The sequence below is a fragment of the Candidatus Hydrogenedentota bacterium genome (assembly GCA_013359265.1).
Lineage (GTDB): Bacteria > Hydrogenedentota > Hydrogenedentia > Hydrogenedentales > SLHB01 > JABWCD01.
In genome coordinates this window covers 97,701-122,954 of sequence record JABWCD010000007.1, presented here as the reverse complement: position 1 = coordinate 122,954, position 25,254 = coordinate 97,701, and the positions used below count along the sequence as shown (strand labels likewise).

General features: G+C 60.8%; 18 protein-coding genes and 1 pseudogene. 13 read left to right on the top strand and 6 right to left on the bottom strand.

The window, feature by feature from the left end:
• Positions 1 to 155 precede the first annotated feature (155 nt).
• From HUU46_08935 to flgL, 8 genes are all read left to right on the top strand, one after another.
• A complete protein-coding gene (locus tag HUU46_08935) occupies positions 156 to 908 on the top strand; it encodes a flagellar hook-basal body protein (protein NUM53754.1) in 753 nt (250 codons plus the stop codon).
• Positions 909 to 987: 79 nt separating this feature from the next.
• The gene (gene flgG, locus HUU46_08930) at positions 988 to 1,779 is read left to right on the top strand and encodes a flagellar basal-body rod protein FlgG (protein ID NUM53753.1); all 792 of its coding nucleotides are present in this window, start codon (positions 988 to 990) and stop codon (positions 1,777 to 1,779) included.
• Positions 1,780 to 1,797: 18 nt separating this feature from the next.
• On the top strand, positions 1,798 to 2,760 hold the full coding sequence (flgA, locus tag HUU46_08925) for a flagellar basal body P-ring formation protein FlgA (protein NUM53752.1): 963 nt from the start codon (positions 1,798 to 1,800) through the stop codon (positions 2,758 to 2,760).
• Complete coding sequence (locus HUU46_08920; protein NUM53751.1) at positions 2,757 to 3,413, top strand: flagellar basal body L-ring protein FlgH; 657 nt, start codon at positions 2,757 to 2,759, stop codon at positions 3,411 to 3,413. The genes flgA and HUU46_08920 overlap by 4 nt, the downstream gene beginning before the upstream one ends.
• 25 nt (positions 3,414 to 3,438) lie before the next feature.
• Entirely contained in the window at positions 3,439 to 4,575 is a 1,137-nt protein-coding gene (locus HUU46_08915) for a flagellar basal body P-ring protein FlgI (GenBank protein NUM53750.1), read from the top strand.
• Positions 4,575 to 4,928, top strand: a complete 354-nt coding sequence (locus HUU46_08910; GenBank protein NUM53749.1) for a rod-binding protein — start codon at positions 4,575 to 4,577, stop codon at positions 4,926 to 4,928. Before HUU46_08915 ends, HUU46_08910 begins: the two co-directional genes overlap by 1 nt.
• A gap of 79 nt (positions 4,929 to 5,007) precedes the next feature.
• Positions 5,008 to 5,508 carry a flagellar protein FlgN gene (locus HUU46_08905; GenBank protein NUM53748.1) on the top strand — a complete coding sequence of 167 codons (501 nt, stop codon included), beginning with the start codon at positions 5,008 to 5,010 and terminating at the stop codon, positions 5,506 to 5,508.
• 1 nt (position 5,509) lies between these two features.
• Positions 5,510 to 6,424: a flagellar hook-associated protein FlgL gene (gene flgL / locus HUU46_08900; protein ID NUM53747.1), complete on the top strand. Its 915-nt coding sequence runs from the start codon at positions 5,510 to 5,512 to the stop codon at positions 6,422 to 6,424.
• 8 nt (positions 6,425 to 6,432) lie between these two features.
• Here the strand turns inward: flgL and HUU46_08895 are convergent, their stop codons facing one another.
• Positions 6,433 to 7,233, bottom strand: a complete 801-nt coding sequence (locus tag HUU46_08895; GenBank protein ID NUM53746.1) for a sterol desaturase family protein — start codon at positions 7,231 to 7,233, stop codon at positions 6,433 to 6,435.
• 63 nt (positions 7,234 to 7,296) lie between these two features.
• Between HUU46_08895 and HUU46_08890 the strand changes: the two genes are divergently transcribed.
• Positions 7,297 to 9,270, top strand: coding sequence for a CehA/McbA family metallohydrolase (locus HUU46_08890; GenBank protein ID NUM53745.1), 1,974 nt, complete (start codon positions 7,297 to 7,299; stop codon positions 9,268 to 9,270).
• Between the two features lie 171 nt (positions 9,271 to 9,441).
• Here the strand turns inward: HUU46_08890 and HUU46_08885 are convergent.
• Positions 9,442 to 9,779: pseudogene (locus HUU46_08885) on the bottom strand (cupin domain-containing protein).
• A gap of 217 nt (positions 9,780 to 9,996) precedes the next feature.
• Between HUU46_08885 and HUU46_08880 the strand changes: the two are divergent.
• The 3 genes from HUU46_08880 to HUU46_08870 are packed head-to-tail and all read left to right on the top strand — an operon-like array spanning position 9,997 to position 14,123.
• Positions 9,997 to 11,721 (top strand): lactate permease LctP family transporter, encoded by a 1,725-nt coding sequence (locus HUU46_08880; protein ID NUM53744.1) that lies wholly within the window; start codon positions 9,997 to 9,999, stop codon positions 11,719 to 11,721.
• Positions 11,714 to 12,472, top strand: a complete 759-nt coding sequence (locus tag HUU46_08875) for an ABC transporter ATP-binding protein (GenBank protein NUM53743.1) — start codon at positions 11,714 to 11,716, stop codon at positions 12,470 to 12,472. The genes HUU46_08880 and HUU46_08875 overlap by 8 nt, the downstream gene beginning before the upstream one ends.
• A gap of 4 nt (positions 12,473 to 12,476) precedes the next feature.
• The gene (locus tag HUU46_08870; protein NUM53742.1) at positions 12,477 to 14,123 is read left to right on the top strand and encodes a hypothetical protein; all 1,647 of its coding nucleotides are present in this window, start codon (positions 12,477 to 12,479) and stop codon (positions 14,121 to 14,123) included.
• 21 nt (positions 14,124 to 14,144) lie between these two features.
• Here HUU46_08870 and HUU46_08865 read toward each other — a convergent pair whose 3' ends face one another.
• Complete coding sequence (locus HUU46_08865; GenBank protein ID NUM53741.1) at positions 14,145 to 16,874, bottom strand: sulfatase; 2,730 nt, start codon at positions 16,872 to 16,874, stop codon at positions 14,145 to 14,147.
• Positions 16,875 to 16,979: 105 nt separating this feature from the next.
• Positions 16,980 to 22,724, bottom strand: coding sequence for a protein kinase (locus HUU46_08860; protein ID NUM53740.1), 5,745 nt, complete (start codon positions 22,722 to 22,724; stop codon positions 16,980 to 16,982).
• Positions 22,725 to 22,966: 242 nt separating this feature from the next.
• Between HUU46_08860 and HUU46_08855 the strand changes: the two genes are divergently transcribed.
• Positions 22,967 to 23,887 carry a serine/threonine-protein phosphatase gene (locus HUU46_08855; GenBank protein ID NUM53739.1) on the top strand — a complete coding sequence of 307 codons (921 nt, stop codon included), beginning with the start codon at positions 22,967 to 22,969 and terminating at the stop codon, positions 23,885 to 23,887.
• Here the strand turns inward: HUU46_08855 and HUU46_08850 are convergent.
• The gene (locus HUU46_08850) at positions 23,837 to 24,613 is read right to left on the bottom strand and encodes a UDP-2,3-diacylglucosamine diphosphatase (protein NUM53738.1); all 777 of its coding nucleotides are present in this window, start codon (positions 24,611 to 24,613) and stop codon (positions 23,837 to 23,839) included. The genes HUU46_08855 and HUU46_08850 overlap by 51 nt on opposite strands.
• Entirely contained in the window at positions 24,610 to 25,251 is a 642-nt protein-coding gene (gene lepB / locus HUU46_08845; GenBank protein ID NUM53737.1) for a signal peptidase I, read from the bottom strand. The genes HUU46_08850 and lepB overlap by 4 nt, the downstream gene beginning before the upstream one ends.
• Positions 25,252 to 25,254: the final 3 nt, after the last annotated feature.

Here is a 25,254-nt window from a genome sequence, read left to right as displayed (position 1 = left end):
TAGCGGGTCCAACGTGAGTGGTTGGCCCGGCTAACGGTTGCGCTCCCCCTTAAGCGCCGCCGTTCATCCCTGAAACGCCGGCCGGGCCTCCAAGATTAGCGCCTTCGGGCGATGCCATAGCACGGGGGCGAATGCCCCCAAGAGGGAATTGGGGAATGATTCAGGGTCTCTACGCGGCCGCGTCCGGCATGATTGCCACGGAAGATCGGCAGGCGGTGATCGCGAACAACATCGCGAACGCCGCGACCGCCGGTTTCAAGCGGCAAAACGCCATCAGCGAAGGGTTCAAGGAAATCTTCCTGGGCAGCCTTGGCACCGCCGCGCGCCTGAACGCGGAGCGCGGCCCCGGCGGCGGCTTGGCATTGACCAACGTATACACCGACTACGCGACCGGTCCCATCGGCATGACGGGAAACCCGATGCATGTCGCGTTGCAGGGCCCGGGTTTTATTGCCGTGGAAACGCCCGCGGGCGAACGCTTCACGCGCAATGGCGAATTCTCCATAAACGCCGAGGGACAACTGACCACGTCGGACGGCTTCGCGATTCTGGGCGACGGTGGTGCGATTGAAGTCAACGGCGGCAGCGTCGAGTTCGATTCGAGCGGCGCGGTGCTTGTAGACAACCAGTCGGTCGGTAAACTGCGCATCGTCGAATTCGAGAACCCGAACCTGCTCGAACGCTACGGCCAAAACTTGTTCGCGCCGGTCGAGAGCGCGGGCGGACCGCGTCCCGGCGATAACACATCGGTCGTACCGGGCGGTCTCGAGGGATCGAACGTGCAGGTGCCGTTCGAGATGGCGCAAATGACGCTGGGCTTGCGCGTGTACAACGCGAACCAAAAAGTCATCAACTCCGTTGACGAAACGATGGGCCGGCTGATCAACGAAGTCGGCATGCCGACGTAGCCGCTATAGGCGGATCTGCGATTTCAAATCTCAAATTTGAAATCGGAATCAGAATCGCGAACAGGAAAGAGAAAGCACGATGATACGCGCGCTATTCACCGCGGCGACCGGGATGATTGGCCAACAGACCAACATCGACACGATCGCCCACAACCTCGCGAACGTAAACACGACGGGGTTCAAAAAGAGCAAGGTAAATTTTCAGGACCTGCTCTACGAAACGGTGAAGCCCGCAGGCACGCAAACCGCGAGCGGCCAGACGATTCCCGAGGGCATTCAAATCGGACACGGCGCAAAGCCCGCCTCGGTGGCAAAGTTGTTCACGCAAGGGAATCTCATTCAAACCGGGAACGCATTGGACGTAGCGATCGAGGGCAATGGGTTCTTTGAGGTCACGCTGCCCGACGGAACGCCGGCGTACACGCGCGACGGCAGTTTTCGCCGCGATCCGAACGGTAACCTGGTTACCATTGACGGATTCCCGCTGCAACCCGGAATCAGCATTCCGAACGACGCCGAAGAGGTGTCGATTGGCAACGACGGGACCGTCTTTGCCAAACAACCCGGCAGCGCGACACCGACGAATCTTGGGCAAATTCTGTTGATCCGGTTTCCGAACAACTCCGGGCTGGACGCGCGCCTTGGTCATAACCTGCTGCGGGAATCCGAGGCCTCCGGCCCCCCCATACAAGGCTCCCCCGGCACGGAAGGCATTGGCTTCCTGAATTCGGGTTTTCTCGAGAATTCGAACGTACAGGTCGTCGAGGAAATCTTGAACCTCATCATCGCGCAACGCGCGTACGAGGCAAACTCGAAGGTCATTCAAACATCCGACGAGATGCTGCAAGTTGCGAACAACGTGAGGCGGTAACCAGGGTGAGGCGGTAGCATGACGAACGCAACACGATACGCAGTGCGGTGGCTGGTGTTCACGGCGCTGACCGCCGCGTTCATCGCCGTGGCCGCGTCCGCGGACACGATCATGTTGAAGACCGAGGCGTATGTGAAGGGACCAATGGTCACCCTTGGCGACATCGCGGACATCGCGGGGCCGAACGCGGAGCAACTCGCGGCATTGGAAGTCAGCAGCGCGGCGTCCCCGGGATCGTCGAAGCGCATTGACAGTCAATTGCTGAAAATGCGGTTAAACGGAGCGGGTGCGGAAGGCGTCGAGTTGCAGGGCGCCGGTAGCGTACTCGCGACGACACTGTCGCTCGATCTCTCGCGCGAGGTGCTCACCGACGATTTGCGCACGTACATTCAAACGCAACTGCCGTGGAGCGACGCGGAGACCAGCGTCGATATTCTCGTCGAACCCAATCCGGTGACGGTGCCGGAGGGCGAGGTAGCCGTGCGATGGATGGCTAATCCGCAGTACCGTTGGGTCGGCCAGGGTTCGTTTCGCGGCGATGTTGAAGTGGACGGCAAGGTGAAGCGGACGGTTTTTGCGCAGGCGAACATCGAGGCATACGCCGAAGTGCTCGTTTGCGCGTTGGACATTCCGCGCGGAAAACAAATCGGCGCGACCGATCTGCGGTTTGAGAAGCGCGCCCTGTCACAGCAAAAAGGCGACGCGATTCAGGACCTCGACGAGATCGTCGGCATGATCGCGCGCGACAGTATGTTCATGGGCGAGACGGTCTCGCGCCGTTCGCTCGTGCCGAAGCAGGTTATCAAACGCAACCAGACCGTGTCGGTCGAGGCACAGGCGGGCGGGCTCGTCGTGCGTTCGCGCGCAAAAGCGCTCGACAACGGCGGTGCGGGCGACGTCGTTCGCCTGATGAATCCCGACTCGAAGGCTGAGTTCCAGGGCCGTGTGCGGCCGGACGGTACCGTGGAGGTGATGCAATGAACCGTGTGCAGAGTTGGATAGGCGGCGCGCTGCCCGTACTCGTTGCGTCAGTCGTGTTCGCGACAACCGCGTTCGCGGATTCGCTGTTCACGCAGAAGGTTGCGGAACAGGGGACGCTTGTGTCGTTGAAAAAGAAAAAATTCGAGCCCGGCGACATCATCACCGTGATGGTGCGGGAGAAGATTCAGGCCTCGACAAACTCCAACACCAATACGAAAAAGGAATCGGACGTGGAGTCCGAAGCGAACGAGAACGACAACGAGTTTCTGGTTGCGGAGAAGCCCGATGGTTTGGGCATTCTCGATCCGGAGAAACTGCCGAACTGGGCCATTGGCACGAAGAACGAACAGCGCACGACGGGCCAGACTCAGCGCCAGAACCAGTTGGTAACGACGATCACGTGCACCGTCAAGGAGATGTATCCGAACGGCACGTTGCTGATTGAAGGCGAAAAGGTCGTTTCGGTGAACCGCGAGGACTCACGTATCTACGTTAGGGGCATTGCGCGCGCACGCGACGTGTCGCCGAACAACGTCATCGATTCGACGCAACTCGCCGACGCGACGATCGAACTCAAGGGGCGCGGACCGCTGTGGAACAACCAGCGGCGCGGATTGCTGACCAGGTTCCTCGATTGGGTCGCGCCATACTGATGACATGAACGGAGCGAACGCGCCAATGACATCGCATTTCAAACGGTCTAGCAGGTTATTGTCGCTCGCTATGCTCTTGCTGGCCGCGTTCCTGTCGTTCACGGCTCAGGCCGCACGCATCAAGGACCTGTGCGAGGTGCAAGGCGCGCGCGGCAACCCGCTCAAAGGGATTGGGCTCGTGGTGGGTCTGGCGGGCACCGGCGACAAAAACGTTGACGCGCTGCAACGGCAACTCCGCTTGCTCGAGCGGCTCGAAATCGAGGTAGATAAGCTCAAGGACCTGGTGTCACCGAATACGGCGGTAGTCATCGTCGATGCGACGCTCCCGGCGTTCGCGAAAGAGGGCACGCGGATCGACGTGCGCGTGAGTTCGATTGGCAACTGCCAGAGTCTCGAAGGCGGCACGCTCACCGAAACGTTCCTGTATGGGCCGGGCTCCGCGGACGGTACGGTCTATGCCATTGCCCAGGGGCCGGTCTCGGTCGGCGGATTCAACGCGGAAAGCGCGGGGGGCGGAGGAGGCGCTGCGGTGCGCAAAAACCACGTTACCGCCGGGCGCGTGCCGATGGGCGCGTACGTCGAACGCGAAGTGCCTTCCACCATCACCGACGGAGAGCGCGTCACGCTTCTGTTGAAACGCGCGGACTTCGCGACCGCCGACAATATACGCCACGTAATCGATGACAAGTACGGCCCGAATTCCGCAAGCGCGCTGAGCGCAAGCACAATTACCGTGCGCATACCGGAATTGCACCACGCCGATCTCATATCGTTCATCGCCGAACTGGAGGAGATTACCGTTCAGGCCGATTTGCCGTCGCGTGTGGTCATCAACGAACGCACGGGCACGCTCGTCGTGGGCGGCGAAGTGATGATCAAGCCGTGCCAGGTAGCGCACGGCAGCCTCACTATTGCCGTGGCCCGCACGCCTGCCGTAAGCCAGCCCGCGCCGTTCTCGAAGGAAGGGCGAACCGCCGTAACGGCGACCACTGACCTCGAAGCGAACGAGGAACCGGGGGCACTCATGCCCGTGCAGGGCACTTCCGCCGCGGACATTGCGAACGCGCTGAACAGTCTCAAAGTGACGCCGCGCGACATGATCGCAATCTTTCAGGCGCTGCGCCAGGCGGGCGCACTCGACGCGGACCTGGAGATCATGTAGTGCTGTATGTCAACCCGCTCGATTCGGCCTACGCTCGTGGCCTCGATACCGGTGCGGCGCCGGACCGTAAGAAACTGGCCTACCGCGAACTCGAACACGCGTTCCTCAAGCAATTGCTCGACGAAATGTACAAGTCCGTGCCGAAGGACGGACTGCTTGGGGGCGGCGTGGCGTCGGATTACCAGCGCGACATCTTCAATGACGCCCTCAGCGGCGCCATGGCCGATAGCGGCCAATTCGGCATTGCCAGGCTGATGGAACAACAAGACTTCATGGCCACGTACGGAAAGACCAACTGGAAGCGCGACGTGGCGCTGCGGGCAATCGGCGCGGCGCTCATGCGCACCCCATAACTCTGCGCCCGGCCCGGTGGGCCGCCCTCAAGTCCCGATTCGTTCTGCCGATAAAGAGGAAGGCGCGAGGAAGACGATTGTGGACGAATTGTTTGAAAAGCTTTGCGGCGGTCTCGAAGACGAAATCGAACGGCAGGAGACTGTCCTGGCCGTGTGCCGCGCGCAGATTGACGCGATTGGCGCGCGCGATCTGAACGCGCTCGAAGCGCGCACCGCGGCGCTGGACATTCTTGTGCGCGAAGCAGCGCACGCGCAGGCGTCGCGCGCGGGCGTGATTGCGAAGGTCGCCGTTCAACTGGGTCTGCCTCCCGACCGCCGTACGTTGTACGCACTTGCCAACGCCGCGCCCGGACCGTGGAACGCGCGCCTCCAGCACATCCAGTGTCGTCTGCGGAAGACCGTGAACGAAACACGCCGCGTCGTGCGGCTGAACGCGCGGACCATCCGGCGCTCGCTCGATTTCAATCAACGCCTGTTGGCGTGCATCGCGATCGCGCCATCGTTGCAGCCGGCCTACGGCGAGCGCGGCGCCGCGACGGCAGTCACCGGCGAACCCGCGTTGATCGATCAGCGGGGCTAAGATGGGCGTCGGGCGCGTAACATCGCAAATCCTTGTGCAGCGGGCGCTGGCAAACCTGCGGTACCAGAACAACCGCATCATCGATCTGCAAACGCAATTGGGAACGGGATTGCGCGTGAACAATCCCTCCGACGATCCGATCGACGCGCGGCGCGCCATCAACGCGCGCGCGACCATCGCGAAAAACGAACAATACATCCAGAACATCGCGTCCGCCGGGCCGCGGCTCGAGGAAACCGTGACGTCCCTTCAGACGCTGACGGAGAATGTGCTCCGCGCGCGCGAGCTGACCCTGCGCGGCGCGAACGGCACGAACGATCAGAACGCGCTCGATATTCTCGCGGAAGAAATCAATCAGATTCTCGAAGGCGTGGTGAGCACGGCAAACCATCAAACCGGCAGCGCCTACATCTTCGGCGGCACGCGCACCACCCAACCTCCATACGAAGTCACCCGGGACGTGAACGGCAACATCACGGCGGTGACGTACGTCGGCAACGCGGACGACATTAACGTGACGATTGGCGACGGCGTTGATGTGGTCATCAACGAGCCGGGGTCCGTCGTGTTTCAGGGCGCCGAAGACATTTTCCAGACCCTGATTGATATTCGCGACAATATGCTCGCCGGCGATCAATCGAGCCTGCAGAACGCGCGGCTGACCGAACTCGAAGGGATTCGCCAGCAACTGGGCCAAGGCATCGCGCGCGTCGGCGCTGTGCAGAACCGATTCACCGCGTCTGAAGCGGAACTGGAAGACTTTCAGATTCAGTTACAGCAGGTCTTGAGCGATTCAATCGATGCGGACTTTGCCGATGTCGTCCTGAATCTCAACGCACAGAGCAACGCGTTCCAGGCCGCGTTAAACGCTGCCAGCCGCGTCATTCAACCGAGCCTGCTCGACTTCATTCGCTGACCGCCTATCTACTCCACCCTCTTTTGCTTGATTATCGGCAACCACAGCAGGGCTACCAGCCGCTGACTGATGCGGTCCCGGAACTGATCGAGGCCGATCGCCATCTCGGTGTGCCCGTCGCGCGGCTGCGCGGTGTATGTGCCGCAGAGGCGATCCCACCACGGCAGATTGAATCCGAAGTTGCTGTTCGTTTCGGCTGACACAACCGAATGATGGACGCGGTGCATGTCGGGCGTAACCACTACAAACCGCAACGCGCGGTCGATGGTGAGCGGAATGCGCACATTGCTGTGGTTGAACAATGACGTAGCGTTCAACGCGACCTCGAACGCGACTACGGCCTCCATCGGCGGACCAAGCAGCGCGACTGCCCCCAGCTTGATGCACATCGAGAGCGCGATTTCACCAGGGTGAAAGCGAAGCCCGGTGGTCACGTCGAAGTCGACGTCCGCGTGATGGACGCGATGAAACCGCCAGAAGAATGGCACGTAGTGAAACAGCACGTGCTGGACGTAGACGATGAAATCGAGCGCGATGAACGACGCGGTCAACGCCAGCCAGTACGGTGCGTGAACCATGTTGAGCGCGCCCCAACCCCGCACCGCGGAAAGCTCCGCCATTCCCACCGCGGCGATTGGAAACAGCAGGCGAACGACCAGGGTATCGATCACAACCAGCGACAGGTTCACGAACCAGCGCGGGCCCTTGCGGACCGTTAGCGCACGGCGAGGCCCGGCGAGTTCCCACAGCGCCATGATTGCGAACACGCCAACGGAGCACGCCAGCCGAATCTGAGGCTCGTATTGCATGCGGATAGCTTATATCATTGCGCAGGGCAAGGCTCGGCCCGCGCCTAAACGAGGGTTTCTCTCATGCTAATGACCGCGTCCAGTGTCTTGATCGCGGCGGTGGTCGCCGCCAACGCCGACGCAAACTGGCTTACAATCTCGCCCGGACCTTCCCGGGACGAAGCGACGGTCATCCTGCCTCCCACCCCGGTTGGCGGCGGTCTCACCTATCTCCTTGCTTGGGAAATGCGCGTCGAAGGCGAGAAGACATGGCGCTTTCGCGCAGATTTCGCAGGCGTAGCGGTCCATTGCTTTGGATCAGACGGAAAATCGCGGCATACGATTGAAAAGCAAACCAGTTGCTGGCAGACGCTCGATTGGCAGTCCGCGTGGATAGTTGTCGAGCCACCGCGTGGCACACATGCGATTGATGCGGCGATGGCTATCGTGTCGAAAGAAGAGTTGCCCGGACGATTCCGCGTGCGTAATGTTCGGCTAATCGATTTGGCGGATCCGATTCCGCTTTCGGACAACGAAGGCGAGCTTAACATCGCAGTCGCGGGCTACGGCAAGCGACACGTACCCGCTCGCGTCTACATCGTCGACGAGCACGGCGAAGGCGTCGTTCCGGCATTCACTTACGCCTACACACAAGGTACACGCTGCTTCGAACTCATCGATCCGCGTCTCGGGCGCATTGCCCTGCCGGCGGGCCGCTACACGGTGCGGGCAATGAAGGGCTTTGAATATGCAATCGCGGAAAAGCAGGTCGATGTTCGATCGGGCGTGCGAACGCACATTTCGCTAAACCTCGAAAGGAGCGCCAACTGGGGCCGCCGCGGATGGTTGTCTGTCGATCATCACACGCACCTGTTCCGTCACGGCGGTTCCCTGTATCCGATGATGGACCTCAACGATGTTTACGCAATCGCGCAAGCGGAGGGTATCGGCTATCTGCCGTTCCAAGGCGTCGACCGGGCGCTGGAACCGGACGCATTGAGACGAAGCGAATCGTTCCACGCAAGCTACACGCAAGAGTTGACGCGCAATTATTGGGGACATATTTGCCCTATATTCGACCGGACTGTTCCGTCAATCGCGGGGACCGGGAACGCCGCCCCGATGAACATGGATTACATCACTGCGATTGGCTCCGGCCGCGGCGCGGTCTCCTACGCGCATCCATACGGGCCGCTGCGAACCGGCGAAGAGGTTAGCGCACTTGCCGATCCAAAGGCCGGCCTCATCGCGCGCGAATGGCCAATCGACGTAGCGCTGGGCGTCCCCTGCGCGATCGACATGCTCGCAAAAGAAGATGCGCGCGGCGAGTTTGCGCTGAAGCTCCGCGACTACATGCGTTTGCTCAATCTCGGTTTTCGTTGCGGGGTTGCCGGCTCGACGGATTTTCACCTCGACCAGGGGCGGGAGCCGATCGGCGGACTTCGCACCTACGCGCGCACTTCAACGATCGACTGGAAGGCCTTTGCGGCCGCGTACAACGCGGGCGAAACTCTTGCCACCAATGGGCCGCTGATTGAAGTTGCCGTCGAAGGATGCATGCCTGGCAATACAGTGAAGCTGGACGGGCCCGGCCCTGTGCGCGGTAAAGTCGAAGCGCGAAGTTTGTGGGGCCTCACGCGCGCGCAGCTTTGGATGAACGGAACGATGGTTCTTGAAGTGCCGGCGACTGGCGGCGCGATTGGCGGTAAGCGCGCCGTCGACTTCGACCTATCGATCGAACATTCAGGATGGGTTCTTGCGATTGTCGAGGGGCCAGCGACGCCTGATGTCATGACCAGTCCGGAAGGCAAACCGTGTGTCGCTGGCCAGTACGCGATCACGAGTCCGATCTACATCGATGTGCGCGGTTGTCCTGCGCCCCCGAATGCCGAAGCGGCGGAGTACTTCGCGGGCTGGTGCGACGCGGTGCGGAAGGGATTCGATACGCTGTGTGCCCAGCAAGCCGAGGCTGGAATAGCTGTGCCCGATGAGGTGCGCGACAGCATCCATAAGCGGATCGATAAGTCGCGAAAGATATTCAGCGATAAAGCGGGTTAAGTTGCATGCTCGTCGATCCCCTGGTCTCGGTACGCTCGTCGCGCTCGTGGAGTCTCATTGTACTTGTATTCGATACTCAAGAAGATCGAGCACGAATACGATCATAAGCACAAAGTTCGGCAGCAGCGAATCATATAGCGCGCGAGCGCTAGGTACGAAAAAGATCCGTTGCTACGGCTTCCGCAGCCGCGGATGCGGCGCCATCACCGCGAGCACCGTCGCCGGCTCGTTCGAGTTGTTCGTGATGGCGTGCTCGATCCCTGCGGGCGCAATCGCCGTGAAACCGGGCGGCAGCGGGCGCGTTGAACCGCCAATCTGTACCTCGCAGGTCCCGTGAGCGCTTGGTAAATCTTGTCTTCGTCGTTGTGTACGTGCGCGCGCTGACTCTGACCGGGCAGCAGGCAATAGACATCGCAAAACAGCCGGTGCGATTCGTAGAGGTTCACCTTCTGATACTTTTCCTCCGAGAACCGCGCGACGGCGCCGGTGTCAAAGACGAATTCGCTCATTATTGGAAGCTCCTTTCCTTGCTCGCTGGCCGCGCAACCCGATTGTACGGGTTTGCGGGGCGGTCGCAAAACGGGACGGACGGGACTAAGCACGAATGTTCGATTGCTCGATTTCGAACATAGACGGATTGACCAACATGCCACCTGCGACACTCGCAAACAGAGCGACAATGCAGTATGGTGACTGATACACTTTGCCGGTCGGGGAGTTGCTGGCATGTGGAAACAGACCATCGATCCGCTGGGGGGGCTCGCGTTGTCCGCGGCGGTTGCGTCGCTGCCGATTGTGTTCTTGTTCTGGGCGCTTGCAGTCAAGCGCATGAAGGGACACTGGGCTGCGCTCGGCGCGCTCGCGATGGCGTTCGTTGTCGCGGTGGCGGCGTTCCGCATGCCGGCGCCACTGGCGTTATTGTCCTCGTTTCATGGCGCGTGCTTTGGTATCTTCCCGATCGGTTGGATCGTCTTCTGCGCGGTGATGCTGCACACGATCATGGAGCGCACCGGCCAGTTCGAGGCGTTAAAACATTCGATTGCCACGCTGACAACGGACAAACGCATTCAGGCGGTGCTCGTGGCGTTTTGTTTCGGCGCGCTGGTCGAGGCGTGCGCGGGGTTTGGCGCGCCCGTGGCCATGTCCGCGGGTATTCTCGCGGGGCTGGGGATTCCGTTGATAGAAGCGGCGGAGTTGTGTCTCGTTGCGAATACCGCCCCCGTCGCGTTCGGCGCGATCGGCATCCCGATCCTCATGGCGTCGAATGTTTCGGGAATCGACCAGATGGCGATCTCGCAGATGGTCGGGCGCCAATTGCCAATTCTCTCGCTGATCGTGCCGTTCTACGTCATCGGGATCATGTCGGGATTGAAGGGCATTCGAGAAACGTGGTCAACGGCGCTTATTGCGGGCGCTTCTTTCGCGGTCACGCAATGGTGGAGTTCAAATTACCTCGGCCCGACCCTGCCCGACATTCTATCCGCGCTGGTTTCGATGGCCGCCGTCGGAATCTGGCTCACGACACGCAAGCGCGGGGGGGGAACTCGAACTGAAGGCGCAACCCCGCATCACAGTCCACTTTTTGCATGGAGTCCATTTCTCATCGTTTGCGTGCTGATGATCATCTGGGCCCTACCAGACGTAAAAGCGTTGCTGGATATGGTCACGCGGAAGGCGCCGGTCTTGGGGTTGCACAACGCGATCGAGTCCGCTACGACGGGAAAGCCCATCGCGGCGGAATACACAATCAACTTGCTGTCCGCCGCGGGGACCGCGCTCTTTATTTCCTGCGTTGTCACGGCGCTCAGCCAGGGATTCAGCCTGCATGAATTGTGGCGCACTTACGTCGAGACTTTGATCAAACTCAAGTACCCGCTCATCACGGTCGGTTCGTTGCTGGCATACGCGTATCTCGGCAATGCGTCCGGGATGACCGTAACACTGGGCACCTTCATCGCCGGCACCGGCGCCATGTTCGCGCTCTTTGCGCCGCTGCTGGGCTGGCTCGGAGTGTTCATTACCGGATCGGATACGTCATCCAACGCCATCTTCGGAAAGCTCCAGGCCGTCACCGCGGAAAAAGTCGGGATTAGTCCCGTGCTCACAGTCGCGTCAAACGCGAGCGGGGGCGTAGCCGGCAAGATGGTGTCGCCGCAATCCATTGCGGTCGCCACGGCGGCGACGGGATTGACCGGACAGGAAGCCACGCTCTTTCGCCGGACGGTCAAACACAGCCTTATACTCGTTTCGATCGTCATGGTGCTAACCTATCTACAGTCGAACGCGCTTTCGTGGATGGTGCCCGAGGCGGCTGCGACGCACGTCTCCGCGAAGCACGGAGCAAACTTGGGGCGCGCGGCAATCATTCTCGCGTGTGGAATCGTGGTTTCGCTCGCAATTGCGGCGGCAGCGCGCAATGGGGAGCGCACAAGCGAATCGAAGCATGATTGAAGTACTCGATTTTCATAAGCACTACGACGGCGTGTTCGCCGTAAAGGGCCTGACCTTCACCGTGCAACCAGGGCAGGTGCTCGGCCTGGTCGGCCCAAACGGCGCGGGCAAAACGACGACGCTCCGCGCGATGTGCGGCATCATCCCGCCGACGCGTGGCGTGCTGCGCATTGGCGGCCATGACGTCCGCGCTGACCCCGTTGCGGCGAAGCGCATGCTCGCGTACGTGCCCGACGATCCGAAGCTCTTCGACGTGCTCACGGTGTGGGAGCACCTGCGTTACACCGCCGCCGCGTACGATGTGCCCAAATGGGAGGTCGATGCGGAGCGCCTGCTCAGACAGTTCGAACTCGAAGAAAAACGCAACACGCTCGGCGCGGAACTGTCGCGCGGAATGCGGCAGAAGCTGGCCATTTGCTGCGCGTACCTGCACGCGCCGAAAGCGTTGCTGCTCGATGAACCGCTGACCGGCGTCGATCCGCATGGCATCCGCACGACAAAAGACTCGATTCGCGGCTACGCTCAGGCCGGCGGCGCGATCATTATGAGTTCGCACATCCTCGATCTTGTCGAGGACCTGTGCAGCCACCTGCTGATATTGCACCGGGGCGAGTGCCTGTATTTCGGGACGCTTACCGAGGCGCGGACGGCGTTCGACGATTTGCATGGCGACGCGACGCTCGAGGAAATCTTCCTGCGCGCGACGCGTATGCCCGGCGCGTCACCCCCACCGCTTGATTCAGGGGCCTAAGGGCATGTTCTTGCCGCGCGGACTTGTCGTGCTCAAGCTGCTTGAATGGCGCGGCTTGGCGCGCCGGCTGTTCAAACAAATGAAGCGGCCCGCGGGCGCGCTGTTCGTCGTGGTCTACGTCGCGATGTTTGCGCCCGCGGTGCTAAACAGCCTGCTACTGAACCGGTCGGAATCCCATGTCCCAATTGACTGGGTGTTGCGGATCGCACCACTCGGCATCGGAATGTTGTGCGTGCTGTCGATGCTTGCGCCGGAATTGCGCGTCGCGTTCAACTTCAAACCGGCCGAAGTCGACTGGCTGTTTACGGGACCGTATTCGCGCCGCCAGCTCATCACGTACAAGCTCTTCGGCGCAGCGTTTGGCAGCCTGTTCATGACGGTCATCTTCTTTCTCGCGACGTTTGCGTTCTCGCCGACACGGCTGCCGATGTTCCTGGGCATGTACCTCGCCGTCCTGTACGCAACGCTATTCAGCACGGCGTATTCAATGCTCGTGCAGGCGGTGTCCGTGCGCGTGAAATACCTCGGCTACGGCATCGCGGCGGCCATGCTCGGATCGCTCGGCTATGCACTCTTCACGGTTTTTCGCGACCTGTCGAACGCCGCCGGCGTGCAGCGCGACCCCATGCTCCTGGCTGAACTCGTGTTTCAACATCCGGTCATCCATTGGATGCGCATGCCATTCGTTCCGTTTGCGCACGTCATGGCGGCGGACGGCGGGACGGTTGTGTGGGCAATGTGGACATTGCTGACTGCAACGATGGTTGCCGCGCTTTACGCGATTATCCTTGTGTTGGACGCCGATTTTATGGAAGCGGCTATGGCGCGCAGCGCGAGACAGTACGCCGCGCTCGAACGGTTCAAACGCGGCCAATTCATCTCTGAACGCGCGATCACGCGAAAGCGCCGCTGGTCGCTGCCGGACCTGCCGCGACTCGGCGGTTTCGGACCGGTAGCATGGCGGCAACTGACTGCCGCGACCCACGGGTGGGGACGCCGTATCATCGAACTATACGTTCTGTGCATCGTCGGCGGGCTTCTCCTTCGCCGCTACGACGTGGACGAGGCCGTGCGCGATGTGTCGTTGCCCGCGTTGATGGGGATACTGGTGTATATCACCGTGCTGGGCGTGAACTTCGTCCGTTTCGATTTCCGGTCGGATATCGATGTCATGGACGGACTCAAAACACTTCCTGTTGGCTCGCGGCAGATCGCCGCCGCGCAATTGGTCGCTCCTTCGCTGGTGCTCTCCGCGGTATACCTCGCCATCGGTCTCGGCTCCGCGATAGCCGTTAACCGGCCCGGTAACGTGATCGCTATCGCTGTGCTCGCGCTACCGTTCTCCGCACTCGTTATCGGTATGGAGAACGTCACGTTCTTGCTCTGGCCCACTCGGATGGCGTTTCAACAAACGATGGACATTCAGCACGTCGGGCGCTCGTTCTTCGTGCTGATGGTGAAGTTCCTGATTCTCGCGCCCGCGCTGGGACTGGCGGTGGCCGCGGCGCTGGCGTGCGGGTTCCTGCTGAGTTCGTGGACGCTCGCGTGCGCCGTCGCGTCCGCAATCATGATCCTTGAAGCGGCATTGACAATCCCTGCGATAGCCGCAGCGTTCGAGAAGTTCGACCCGAGCACGGACACTCCGCCGTAGAGCGGATTGGGTTCTACCGGGTTACTCGCCGGTGTAGCCCAAATTCTTCAGTTCCTCGATCGCCTCGGGGGAAAGGTGTTGCGCGGCGGAACGCGTGCCAGTCTGTTGCACATACCAGATGCGGAACCGCAATCCCGTCGCCGGATCGGTCGAGACTTCCGGCTGCGGGTACGCTTTCGCCGCGGGATCGAGCACTACGCGGAACGCCTTGCCCGTGGCGACAGGCTGGTCGCCCAGTGCAACCGAGAAATCGGTTGGCGATTTGATCGTCAGCGACATGCGGCCGGAAGTGCCGACCGTGCGCACAATCAGTTCGTCGCGCTTCGCGCGGTCGATCTTGCCGACGTTCAGCGTCACGCCGCGATCGGTCACGTTCATCGCGGTCACGTCCTGCCCACCGAGCAGTTCCGCGGACTCGATTACGTCCTCGGTCGAGATCGTGACCGTGCCCTTGTAGTCGTGCGCCGGCGTCTCGAACGCGATGTGCCAGCCCTGCGGATTGACCTTGAAGAACTCTTCGAGCGGCGGGCGCATGCGCGCGACCTGATCCGGTTGCGAATCCGCGAGATTGTTCGTTTCCCCGGGGTCCTGCGAGACGTTGTAGAGCTCGTACGTCTCGGGGCGCGTGCGGATCAGTTTCCATTCCGTCTCGCGCACCGTCTTGTGGAGAAAGCGCTGGCTGTACCCCTGCTCCTTGGGCGTCTCGTCACTCCGCAACATGCGCAGCATGCTCTTGCCGTCAAGACCCTCCGGCGCCGGCGCGCCGATTACATCGAGTATCGTCGGCATGATGTCCACCAGTTCGACGACCGGCTTGAACCGCGTGCCCGCGAATTGCGCGTTCGGAAACTTCACAATCATCGGGATGTGAAGCGACGGCTCGTACACATTGCCGTGCCCGAAGGTGCCGTGCTCGCCGAATTCTTCCCCATGATCCGCGGTGACGATGATGAGCGCCCGTTCGTAAAGACCACGTTTCTTCAACGACTCGAACATTTCACCCAGCGACGCGTCGACCATGCGCAGCGCGTCGTCGTAGAGCGCCTTACAGTACTCGATCTCCTCCTGCGTCATCGTAACTTCGCCCGCATTCGCGGCGTTCAGAAAGGCTTCGGCATCCACCATGTCGCGTTCGGGGCGTTGAAACGACGGGGGATTGGCGAATTCTTTCGCAAAGTGCAGGAACTTCGGATCCTCGGGCCCGTACGGCAGCCCGTCGAACTGCTTTGCGGGCTTCGAATGCACATCGAAGTTGTGCAGAAACAGAAAAAAGTTCGGCGCCTGTACCGCGTTAATCCAACTTTCCGCGAACCGGTGCGTCTCTTGAATTTTCCGGAAACGCCAGTCCGGCGTGTTGTAGACGTCGAACCCGTGCGAGAACCCGCGCCACGGATACAGCCAGAATGTGAAGCCGATAAATCCACCAGTGACGTATCCCGCATCGCGCAACGTTTCCGGTAAAGTCACCGTTGATTCGGCGAGGTTCGCATTGGGAGTTACGCCGTGGTGCTTCGGGTACAGGCCCGTGAACATCGACGCGTGCGAAGGAAGCGTCCACGTCTCGACGGAAATCGCATTCTCGAACAGCACGCCCTCCTTCGCGAGCGCGTCGAGGTTCGGTGTCGTTTCGCGGTAGTGGCCGTAACACGAGAGATGGTCCGCGCGCAGTGTGTCGCACGACACAAGCACAACCGGGACCGCCGCGCAGTCCGGTTCCACTGCTGCAATGCGCGGATCGCCCCAGCAGGCAGGGCTGGCCGGCTTGTCGTTTACGCCGGATATGGTAAAACGGATCGTCGCGCGTTGCCCGGCGAAACCGGACAAATCCGCCTTGAACGGAATCCAATTGCGGTGCGATTCGTCCGTTGTCGGTGTTAATGCCTGATCCAGCAGCAGCACACCCTTTTGTTTGTCGGTGTCCATCGTCGCAACAAACCGCGCGCTAGCGCTGCGTCCGTTCGCCCACGTGTCCTCCGGCAGGCCGATGTACGTGCTCAACGACGCGTTCGCGGGAATGGTCAACTTCCAGGGCGGCTGCGAACCAAACGCGGCCTCGTGCGTCTGCGCCGCGATCGTAATGCGCGAGGGACTCTCGGGCGCAACGAACCCCAGCTCCATCGATTCAATCTCGACGTCTGCAGGCAGATTGCTCGGCCGGAGCACCAGACTCTTCACGAGGCCCACCCAAGACTGCGCGGTGAGTCCGCCAAGGGGCACGCGATACGAGTGAATTTCGTTATCGGAAAAGATCGGTATCGTAAGTCCCTGGCTGCGCATCGATGACGGTTCGACATCCGTCGTCCATGTCAATGTGCAGTGTTCACCGTTGTTGACGCGCATGCGAATGCGCAATTCGTTGTAGTCCTCCGCGCGGATGCCGAGTCCCAACATGGCTGTAACATTAGGTACCCCCGCACTCGCGAGTATGAACAGCTTGCCGTCTTCCTTGCGGGTGGGGCGCGGCCCTCGCGGGTCGTCACTCGATCCGCCAGACCGCGTAATCACGACCATCGACTTCGCGGGAATGACGTACGGGTTGCGTTCGGCGCTACGCAACGCAGCGAAAAGGTCCGTGGTGTACCGGTGTACAGCGCCCTTACCGTCGAGCGTTTTCGTCCCCGGGGACTCGACGACGCGCCCCGCCTGCGACGTCGGCCCAGCGCTGCCCCGGCACTGAGAGACTAGAATGGCAATGACTACCAGTAGCCCCGTTGCCAGTACACCGGATAGGGGAGTTGAGAATCGTTTCATTGAGGGCAAGTGCATTTCAAAGGAATGTAGGAAGTTGGTCTGTGATGACGCGCACCCTACCCGACTGCTCCATCCAGGATCAACCTGGGTGCGCGATTGCAGGGTCTACTGCTTCTCATAGATGTGCGTCAAAACGTGCCCGTCGCGCAGGATTTCAACGCGCCACTGTTTTTCCTTGCTCAACGTTTCGGTAACCTTGTCCATGCCCACGGCAAGCACTTCTTGCAGGTGCATGTCGTTTACGCTGAGTATGACGTCGCCGTCCTGAAACCCCAGTTTTCGAAGCAGGGGGTGCTTGCCCAGGTTGTTGCCGGCGACACCAACGCGGCCTTGCTCGTCGGTATGCTGCCGCGGGTTGACCTCGCCGAGAATGCTGTGACCGTGTTCACGCCAGAGCGGTCGAATCTCGTCCCACGCCAACGCAAAGTGTAACTCGCCTGCGGAATTCGACGACGCGATATGCGTGCGCATGTCACCCACGGCCAGCGCGTAGTAGTCGTCGCGCACGCGGATTTCTGGGCAAGCCGGCAACGTGACGGGGCGGAGGCTCGGTATCGGATCGTCGCCATCTTGTACGCGCACCGAGAATGAAAACGCGCCGGTATGATTGACCGTCTTCAAGAGGACCGTATTGCGTCCTCGCTTCAGCGTCACGCCATGCACGTCGCCGTCACGTTTGAATGCGCGCGGGTTGAGCATCAATGACGCCAGGTTTTCGTTCACCCATACCCCGTTTACCCACAGTTTGCAGCCATCGTCACTTCCGACCTTCACCCATGCGTTCACGTCGGTGTCCACCTCAAATTCGGAATACGCATACACGACACTATTTGGAAGCGGACCAAACAGCGATGTCAGCCGCACTTCGTGCGTCACTTCGCTGGCGCGGCACGCCAACCACCGCGCCTTTCCATTTGTGCCATCGTACTCCGCCGTCGTGTCGATTCCGGTCTCGGGTGGGTACGCGCGGTCAAAACCTGCGCCGTTCGCAAAATCGAAGGGCCCTACGATGAGCCAATGATGCAAATATCCGTCCGCTTGCAGCGGGCGCACATAGTCCTTGCGAAAGCTTTCGAGACTGACGTCCCGTTCGGGGCTGGAAATGGGTTCCCCGCGCTCGTTGAGCACCAGCAACGAAGGAAGCGTTTCGATGCCATAGCGCTTTGGCACTTCCGCGTCGCGCGACGCATCGATCGCGCACGGCACATAATACGTCTGAACCGCGTCCAACATATCGGGATGGCTCAGAACGTGGCGGCGCAACTCGTCGGTCAGCAGAGATGCGGGCGTTGTCAGTGACAGCAGGACCAGTTTGTTTTTCGCTTGCGCGGCTGCGACGGCTTCGTCAATCGAATCGCACCACGGAAGCGCGCGCCATTCTTCGCCGGTATAGGACGTCAGGCGAGTAATCCGATCAATCAAAGCAGGCTCGACGGCTTGCGGCAAGGCGCGTAACTCCGTCCACAGTTCAAGCGCCGAAGTACTCACCAGAAACGTTTCCAGATACTCTTCCAGGTGATCATATGCCGATCGAGTGGATTCTTCTGTACCGTGTCGGGCCAGGGCCCACGCCAACGAGAGACGCGCGCGAGCGTTGCCCGCCTCGATCGCGGCCGAAAGATCGTGCGCAGCCTGTTCGTGGCGGCCGAGGGCAAGGTTCGCTTCGCCCATGTATGTGTAAGCGAGTTTGCGATTACCGCGCACTGCCAGGCGTTTCTCGCCGGCGGCCAGCGCGGCGCGATAGTGGCCTTCAACGCGTGTCCATTGCTCCATCCGCTCTTCCAGGATCGACCGAATACCGGGCAGCACCGCCGCGATTGCACGGGCCACAAGCGCACCCTCCGCCTCCGGCGCCACGTCCAACCGGCACACCAAGCGCAGCAAGTTGTACTCACCCCCCAAAGCCCCGTGAATCGAACAGCTCGGCACGGCGTCCCAGTCGCCTGCCGTGTACGCGCCACCGGCTGGGCACGATTGCGCGATCGCGAACCGGACGCTGTCGGGTAGAGGGTCATCGGCCTTGAGATACCCATTGGACAGTGCCCAGGCAATCTTGTCGTCCAGGCCGCTCGCAAGGTGCTTTTGGCAAATTCCCCAATCGGTACGGGCCGCGCGTACGTGCCGCTTTAAGGTTTCGATGCGGTAGTCCAGTTGTGCTCTGTCGCCGCCGGGATAATCGCCCAATTCCCACGGCATTGCGCGCTCAGCGAGCACCGTACCGATTTGGGTCGCTGCAACGAGCGTTTGCGTTATGGGATGAACCAGCGCGAATTCGATAGCGCCGTTCAGTTGTGGCGCGGCATAGATTTCGCGCCCAGTCCTTGAATCGAATATCCGCAATGCGCCGGAGATATCCCCTGCAATGATTCGACTGCCGTCTGCACTGAATCGTAAACTCTGCCACGCGGCGCCGGCGGGTGGCAGCGTGAGATTAGCGCTTCTCGTCGACAGATCGGCAACGTAGACTTGCCCGGTAGCTCCATACAACAATGCGTGATCGCCGGACTGATCGATTGCGCGCAAGCTGACGTCTCGCTCCGGAAGATCAAGTGCGAGCGGCTCGGCGATCTGTCCCGATTCGATATCGTAGAACGCCAGAATCGATTCGGCAAGAACGCCAATGCGTTTGCCGTCCGGCATAAAGGCGATTCCCCCGCGCTCATACGAAGCTTCTTCCGCGGCGAAGTTGAGCACAACGGCGCCGGTTTGTGCGCTGGCGGGCAAGTCCACGATACGCAGAAGGACCTCACGTGTTGCGGGCGTCAGGTCGACAATGGCTGCGACGTCGTCAGTCGGGCTGAACGCCGCGTGGGCGAAGGAGTAATTTGCGCCTCCAATTTCAAACACTGGTTCGCGCAATCCGGTATTCCAGATTGTCAGGCCTTGCGCCGATCGCACTGCTACGTAGGCCGCATCGTCGCGGAAAACCGGATTTACGTCGCGTGACGTACCGAAGCGATGGGTCCATTCAACAGCGCCGGTCAGCAGGTTGCGGCACGTGACTACTCCATCTCCGTCACATGCGTATATCTGCAGTCCGTCTGTCGATACCGCGGAAGCCATGATCGGACCGCCTTGCCAATGCATCGTGGACGGAGGCGCTTTCACGTCCCAAAGTTTTACTTCACTGCCGGCGACAGAGGCGATCCGGGTGCCGCTGCCATCTACGTACAGTTCGGTAACAGGCGACGAATGGCCCTCGAAGACACGCACAACGGACGCCGTTTCCGAATCCAAGACGTGAATACGGCGATCGTCGCCGCCACTTACAATTAACCGTCCGTCCGGTGTCGCTGCGATGGACCGTATTGCTCCGTTGTGCGCTTTGAACTCGGAACGAATTCGCCGACTGGCGAGATCGGCGACACGCACCGTTCCGCTCGTGTCGCCAAACGCAATCGTATTCTCGACAATCCCTCCGAACACACCCGTAATCTTTCCGGTCTCAATCGCAAACACGGCTACTGAACGTCCGTCCGTTACGTCTATCACGTCGATACGCGTATCGTACGCAACGAAAAGCCTGTCGCCGCGTCCAACAAACCCGAATAGTTCGATGGGCTCGGTCGTCGCTTCCTGCACAACCGCCCCCGTGCCGGTATCGTGGAGACGCCACACGCTGGATGCGGCATTGCCGGTCTGGCCGTCTTCGACGGTGAGTAGGCGGCCCCCGTCCGGACTGACCCGTACGCGGGCGTTCGCGATGACGTCGAGCACAACGGGCTGAGCATCGGTATGATCGAGGTCTTGGACCTTGGTAATCATCGTTAGCGGATCGCGATAGGCAAAGTGCGTGCCGTTCGCGCTGAACTCCATCGTCCACTGCCAATTCTCGATTCCGTCGAACGTGACCACCGGTTGAAAGTCGGAAATGGAAAGGACCGTGCCTTTCGTGTTGTCGAGGCACGCGAAGTATCTTCCGTCCGGACTAATTGCGATCTGTACTTGGCGGCCTTCCTTTTCCGGCGTGATCCGATGCCGCAGATCGTGTGACCGGAGATCGTACCAGTCCACCGAGCCGTCGACGGTGACCATCGCCAACCGATCCCCGTCGATGTCGACAACCACCGGCAAGTACTTGGACTGCCCGTTCGCCGCGAAGTGCGGTCGCTTGTAGGTTGCGGAATCCTCGTTGCACCGCTCCATCAAGCGTCCCCACTCCCAATTGCGGTGTTCCACAGGACTGTCCGCGAGTGTACGTCGCGCCGCGTCGAAATTTCGCTGGTCAATCTGGGACTGTGCCAGGCGAATCGACGTGAAATACAATTCTTTGTCCGCTCGCGCTTTTTCGGCAAGGGCCACCTGCTCCGATGCGAGCGCCTTCTCCGCCGCGCCTTCTGCCTGATTCCGCGCTTGCTCCGCCGCCTTGGCCTGCGCGTCGCGCTGGTTGGCTGTTTCCGTCAATTCAACATTCTTTGACACGATCGACAGGTACGAGTACACGCCGACGACGAGCAGCACCAACGCAGCGGCCGCGGATGTCACCACCAAGGACCTGTGCTTACGCAAGAACCGCTTCAGATGTTCGCCGAAGCGGTACTCGTAAGCCTGCACCAATGCGCCGGCCTGGAACCGGCCTATTTCCTCGGCCAACGCCTTGGCCGAGGGGTAGCGGCCGGAGGCGTCTTTTCGCATTGCGCGCCGGCAAATCGCCACGAGTTCCCGCGGCGCATCCGGCTCCAGAGACAAGATCGGTGTGGGTTCTTCCGTGATGACGCACTGCAGTATGTTGCGCATCGCCGTGCCCCCATACGGTGCGTGGCCGGTCAGCAATTCGTACAACACCGCGCCAAGCGAGTACACGTCCGATCGCTCGTCGATCTCGTCGATACGGCCTTCCGCCTGTTCCGGCGGCATATACGCGGGCGTCCCGAGCGCGGTGCCGTACCGCGTCTTGGCGGCTGCCTCGGGGCCTGCGTCGCGCAAGGCTTCGATTGTTTCGCGGACGCCTTCGCAGTGAATGTCTTTGGTATCGCGTACCTTGGCGAGGCCCCAGTCGAGTACAACGGTTTCGCCAAACTCTCCGACCATGACGTTCGATGGCTTAATATCGCGATGGATTACCCCGCGGCTGTGCGCGTATGCCAAAGCGTTGCACAAGCCCACATAGTGCGGCAGGAATTTGAGGCGATCGACGAGCGCCGCGGACGAGGAGATTGCTTCGCGCAGCGTACGGCCGCGCACCAGCTTCATCGTGTAATACAACGTCCCGTCGTTGCGGAACCCAATTTCGTGCACGGGTACGATGGATGGGTGCTCGAGTTGTCCTGTGATGCGCGCCTCCTGCAAAAAGCGCGTCAGATACGGCGACCGCTTCCACTCGCGTTTGCCCCCGTCAACATATGCGAGGTCCGGCAAGAGTTCCTTCAGCGCCACGTCGCGCCCAACGAACTCGTCGTGGACAAGTAGTATCCGCCCCATGCCGCCGCGCGCATGTTCCTTCACCAGTCGATACCGTCCGAGTTCCTCTTTGCTCGCGGAAATCGCGGCGTGGCCACCCTCATCTGCTGCAAACGCAGCGTGCTCGGCCAGGCGCACGGTCAGGCCGTCGTCACCGTCCTCGACGATGATTGTCTTCGCGAACGCCTCTTCGACCTGTGTACTGCCGCCGAGCCGCTCGAGTGCGCACCCAGAGTCACCTCCGCTGGACTCGACCGCGGCATCGACGAGTTGCTTGAGAAAGAAGGAGTCGTCAGGCGACATTGCCTTCGTTGCGATGAGGTGTTGCGGCAGCGGCGTGGCGGGATCGCGAATCCACGACTCGGCCGCGTGGGCGAGTTCGGCGGAGGTCACGCAGTTCAGACGTGTGGCGATGACACCGAAAAGCAGGTCCTTGGTCGTATTCGACATGACACACCCCATGCCGCAATAGTCCGCTCCCAGAACAGGCTCGCGCAGTATTCTTGTTATCGGCAACACCCGACTTCAACCCGGATGCCTTCCGGGACGAATCAAGGGAATTCCCGTTGGAATCAGGAGTTTGCCGGTTGCCCGCAGGTTTGTAGCTTTGCTATGGTTCCCACACTGATCCGAGCATGTGATTCGCGGGCGGTTGCGGGCCCGCGTTCGTACCTGTTGTCTGGGGGTGATTGATGCGCCTGGAAGTTGCCGCGCAGACTGATATTGGCCGCCGAAAACGCAAGAACGAAGATTTCTATGGGGTCTTCCAGGAAGATACACCCGGGCTGTCACTGTTCCGCGAAGGCGCGCTGTTGGTTGTCGCAGACGGGCTTGGCGGCCACACGGGCGGCGAAATAGCCAGCAAGCTGGCCGTTTCGCTCGCGAAGGACATGCTCAAGCAGCCGCCTCCACCTCCCGCGGAACCCGGCGAAGATGAAGCCTTCCTGCCGATCATCAAGGACGTCATCCTGAAGGCGAACGATAACATCTTCCGCACGAACCAGGAACTGGTGAAGAACAGGTTGCCGATGGGCACGACGCTGCTCGTCGCGTTGGTGACTCCCCGTAAGGTGTATATCGGCAATGTCGGCGACACCCGCTGCTACCACATCCGCGACGGAGAAATACTCACAAAGACCCAGGACCACTCCTGGGTGGACGAACAGGTCCAACAGGGGCTCATGTCAAAGTCCGAGGCGGAATCCGATTCACGCCGCAACATCGTCACGCGCAGCATCGGCGTGCATCCCGTCGTCGACGTCGATACGTATGTCTGGCACGTTGTCCCGGGCGACACGCTCCTTCTGTGCACCGACGGTCTGGTAAACATGTGCAAAGACGCGGAGATCATTCCGGAATTCCGAAAGAACCTCGCACCCGCGGAGATTGCGCCGCGCCTCATCGCCATGGCGAACGACAATGGCGGCCGCGACAACATCACCGTAGTCGTAGCGGACATCAGCCCAAGCACGGCCACGGTGTTTCGCCGGCGGCTGCGCGCGTTCTCGCGGCGGCGTGGCGCGGGGATTCTCTGGTTCCTGCTGTGGGTGCTTTGGTCCGCGCTAATGGTCGCGTTGGGCTACTTCCTCGCGACGGGGTTCGGCGACAAATAGACGCTGGTGGAATTCCTCGCCGTCCCATTCCACGTAGGATTTGTGAAACAGCCAATCGCCGGTGTTGAAGTACAGGCCCGTGCCCGCCGGCGTCTTGCATTCCACGCGCATCGGGTAGTGCGAATGCCCGCACATGACCACGTCGGCCTTGTCCTCGCGCAGCGTACGCTCGGCATACTCGCGCAGCGGCGCCACCTCCGATCCTTTGCTGAGGTCGTCCACGCGTTTCAAATGCCGGCTGCCGCGCGCGACGCCCTGGGCGATTCCCATTGCCCAGTCGGGATGGATGAGCCCAAACAACCAAACAATGAACCGGTTGCGCGCAAAACGCTTGTAGAAACGGTATCCGACGTCCTTCGGATTGATGCCGTCGCCATGTACAAAAAGCACGCGCCGTCCGCCGAGTTCGAGCGTCAACTGGTCGTGAATTTGAAATCGCAAATGCTGCACGAGAAACCGGCCCGCCCAGAAGTCGTGATTGCCGATGATGAAATGAATCTCGACGCCCGCGTCCGACAAGTCCGCGAGCGCGCGCAGCACGTCGAAATAACCTGAGAAAATGACGTGTTTGTACTCGAACCAAAAATCGAACAGGTCGCCCAGGATGACGATCCGTTCGGTTTCGGCGGGGTCGATGCTTCGGAGGAAGGCGGTGAGGTCCCGCATGAGGCCCCGTCCGTCCTCTGCCACGTTCAGATGGACGTCCGAGAAAATGACCGTCTTCATTTCAATAGGCCGAAACGACTCAGCGGCCAGAACCGCAGTATGGCCTTTCCGATTACCTTATCGTCGTTGACGGGGCCGAACACCCGGCTGTCCTTGCTGACGGACCGGTGATCGCCCATCACGTAGTATTCGCCCGGCTTCAACTCGGCCCGGTCGGAATCGTCAAACGATTCCTCGACCTCCACCGGCAGATACGATTCCACAACACGCTGGTTGTTCACGAAGACTTTTCCGTCCTCGATGCGGAGCGACACGGCCGGCGGCCCGGTATCGTTACGGCCCTGCGCGTCGACGGTGTTGCCGTTCTGGCGCGGCACTCCCTCCGCGATCACGCGCTTCACATAGCGCTTTCCCGAGTCCTCCGTTCGCTCGAACACGACGATGTTACCCGGCTTGATCGGTTGGTAGCTGGGAATGAGTTGGCTCAGTTTGTGCGGCAGCTTGAATACCAGGATGCGCTCGTTGTTCCACAGCGTCGGCTCCATCGACGGGCCCTGCACCTCGTAACCCTCGATGACGAAGAACTTGAGCGCAAAGAACAGGACAAGGAACCAGACCACCATCTTGACGAGTTCGGTAAACTCGGCCTTGATGTTTGCCGGTTTTGCGGCCGGGGTTTCCGGGGTCGGCTCACTCACTAC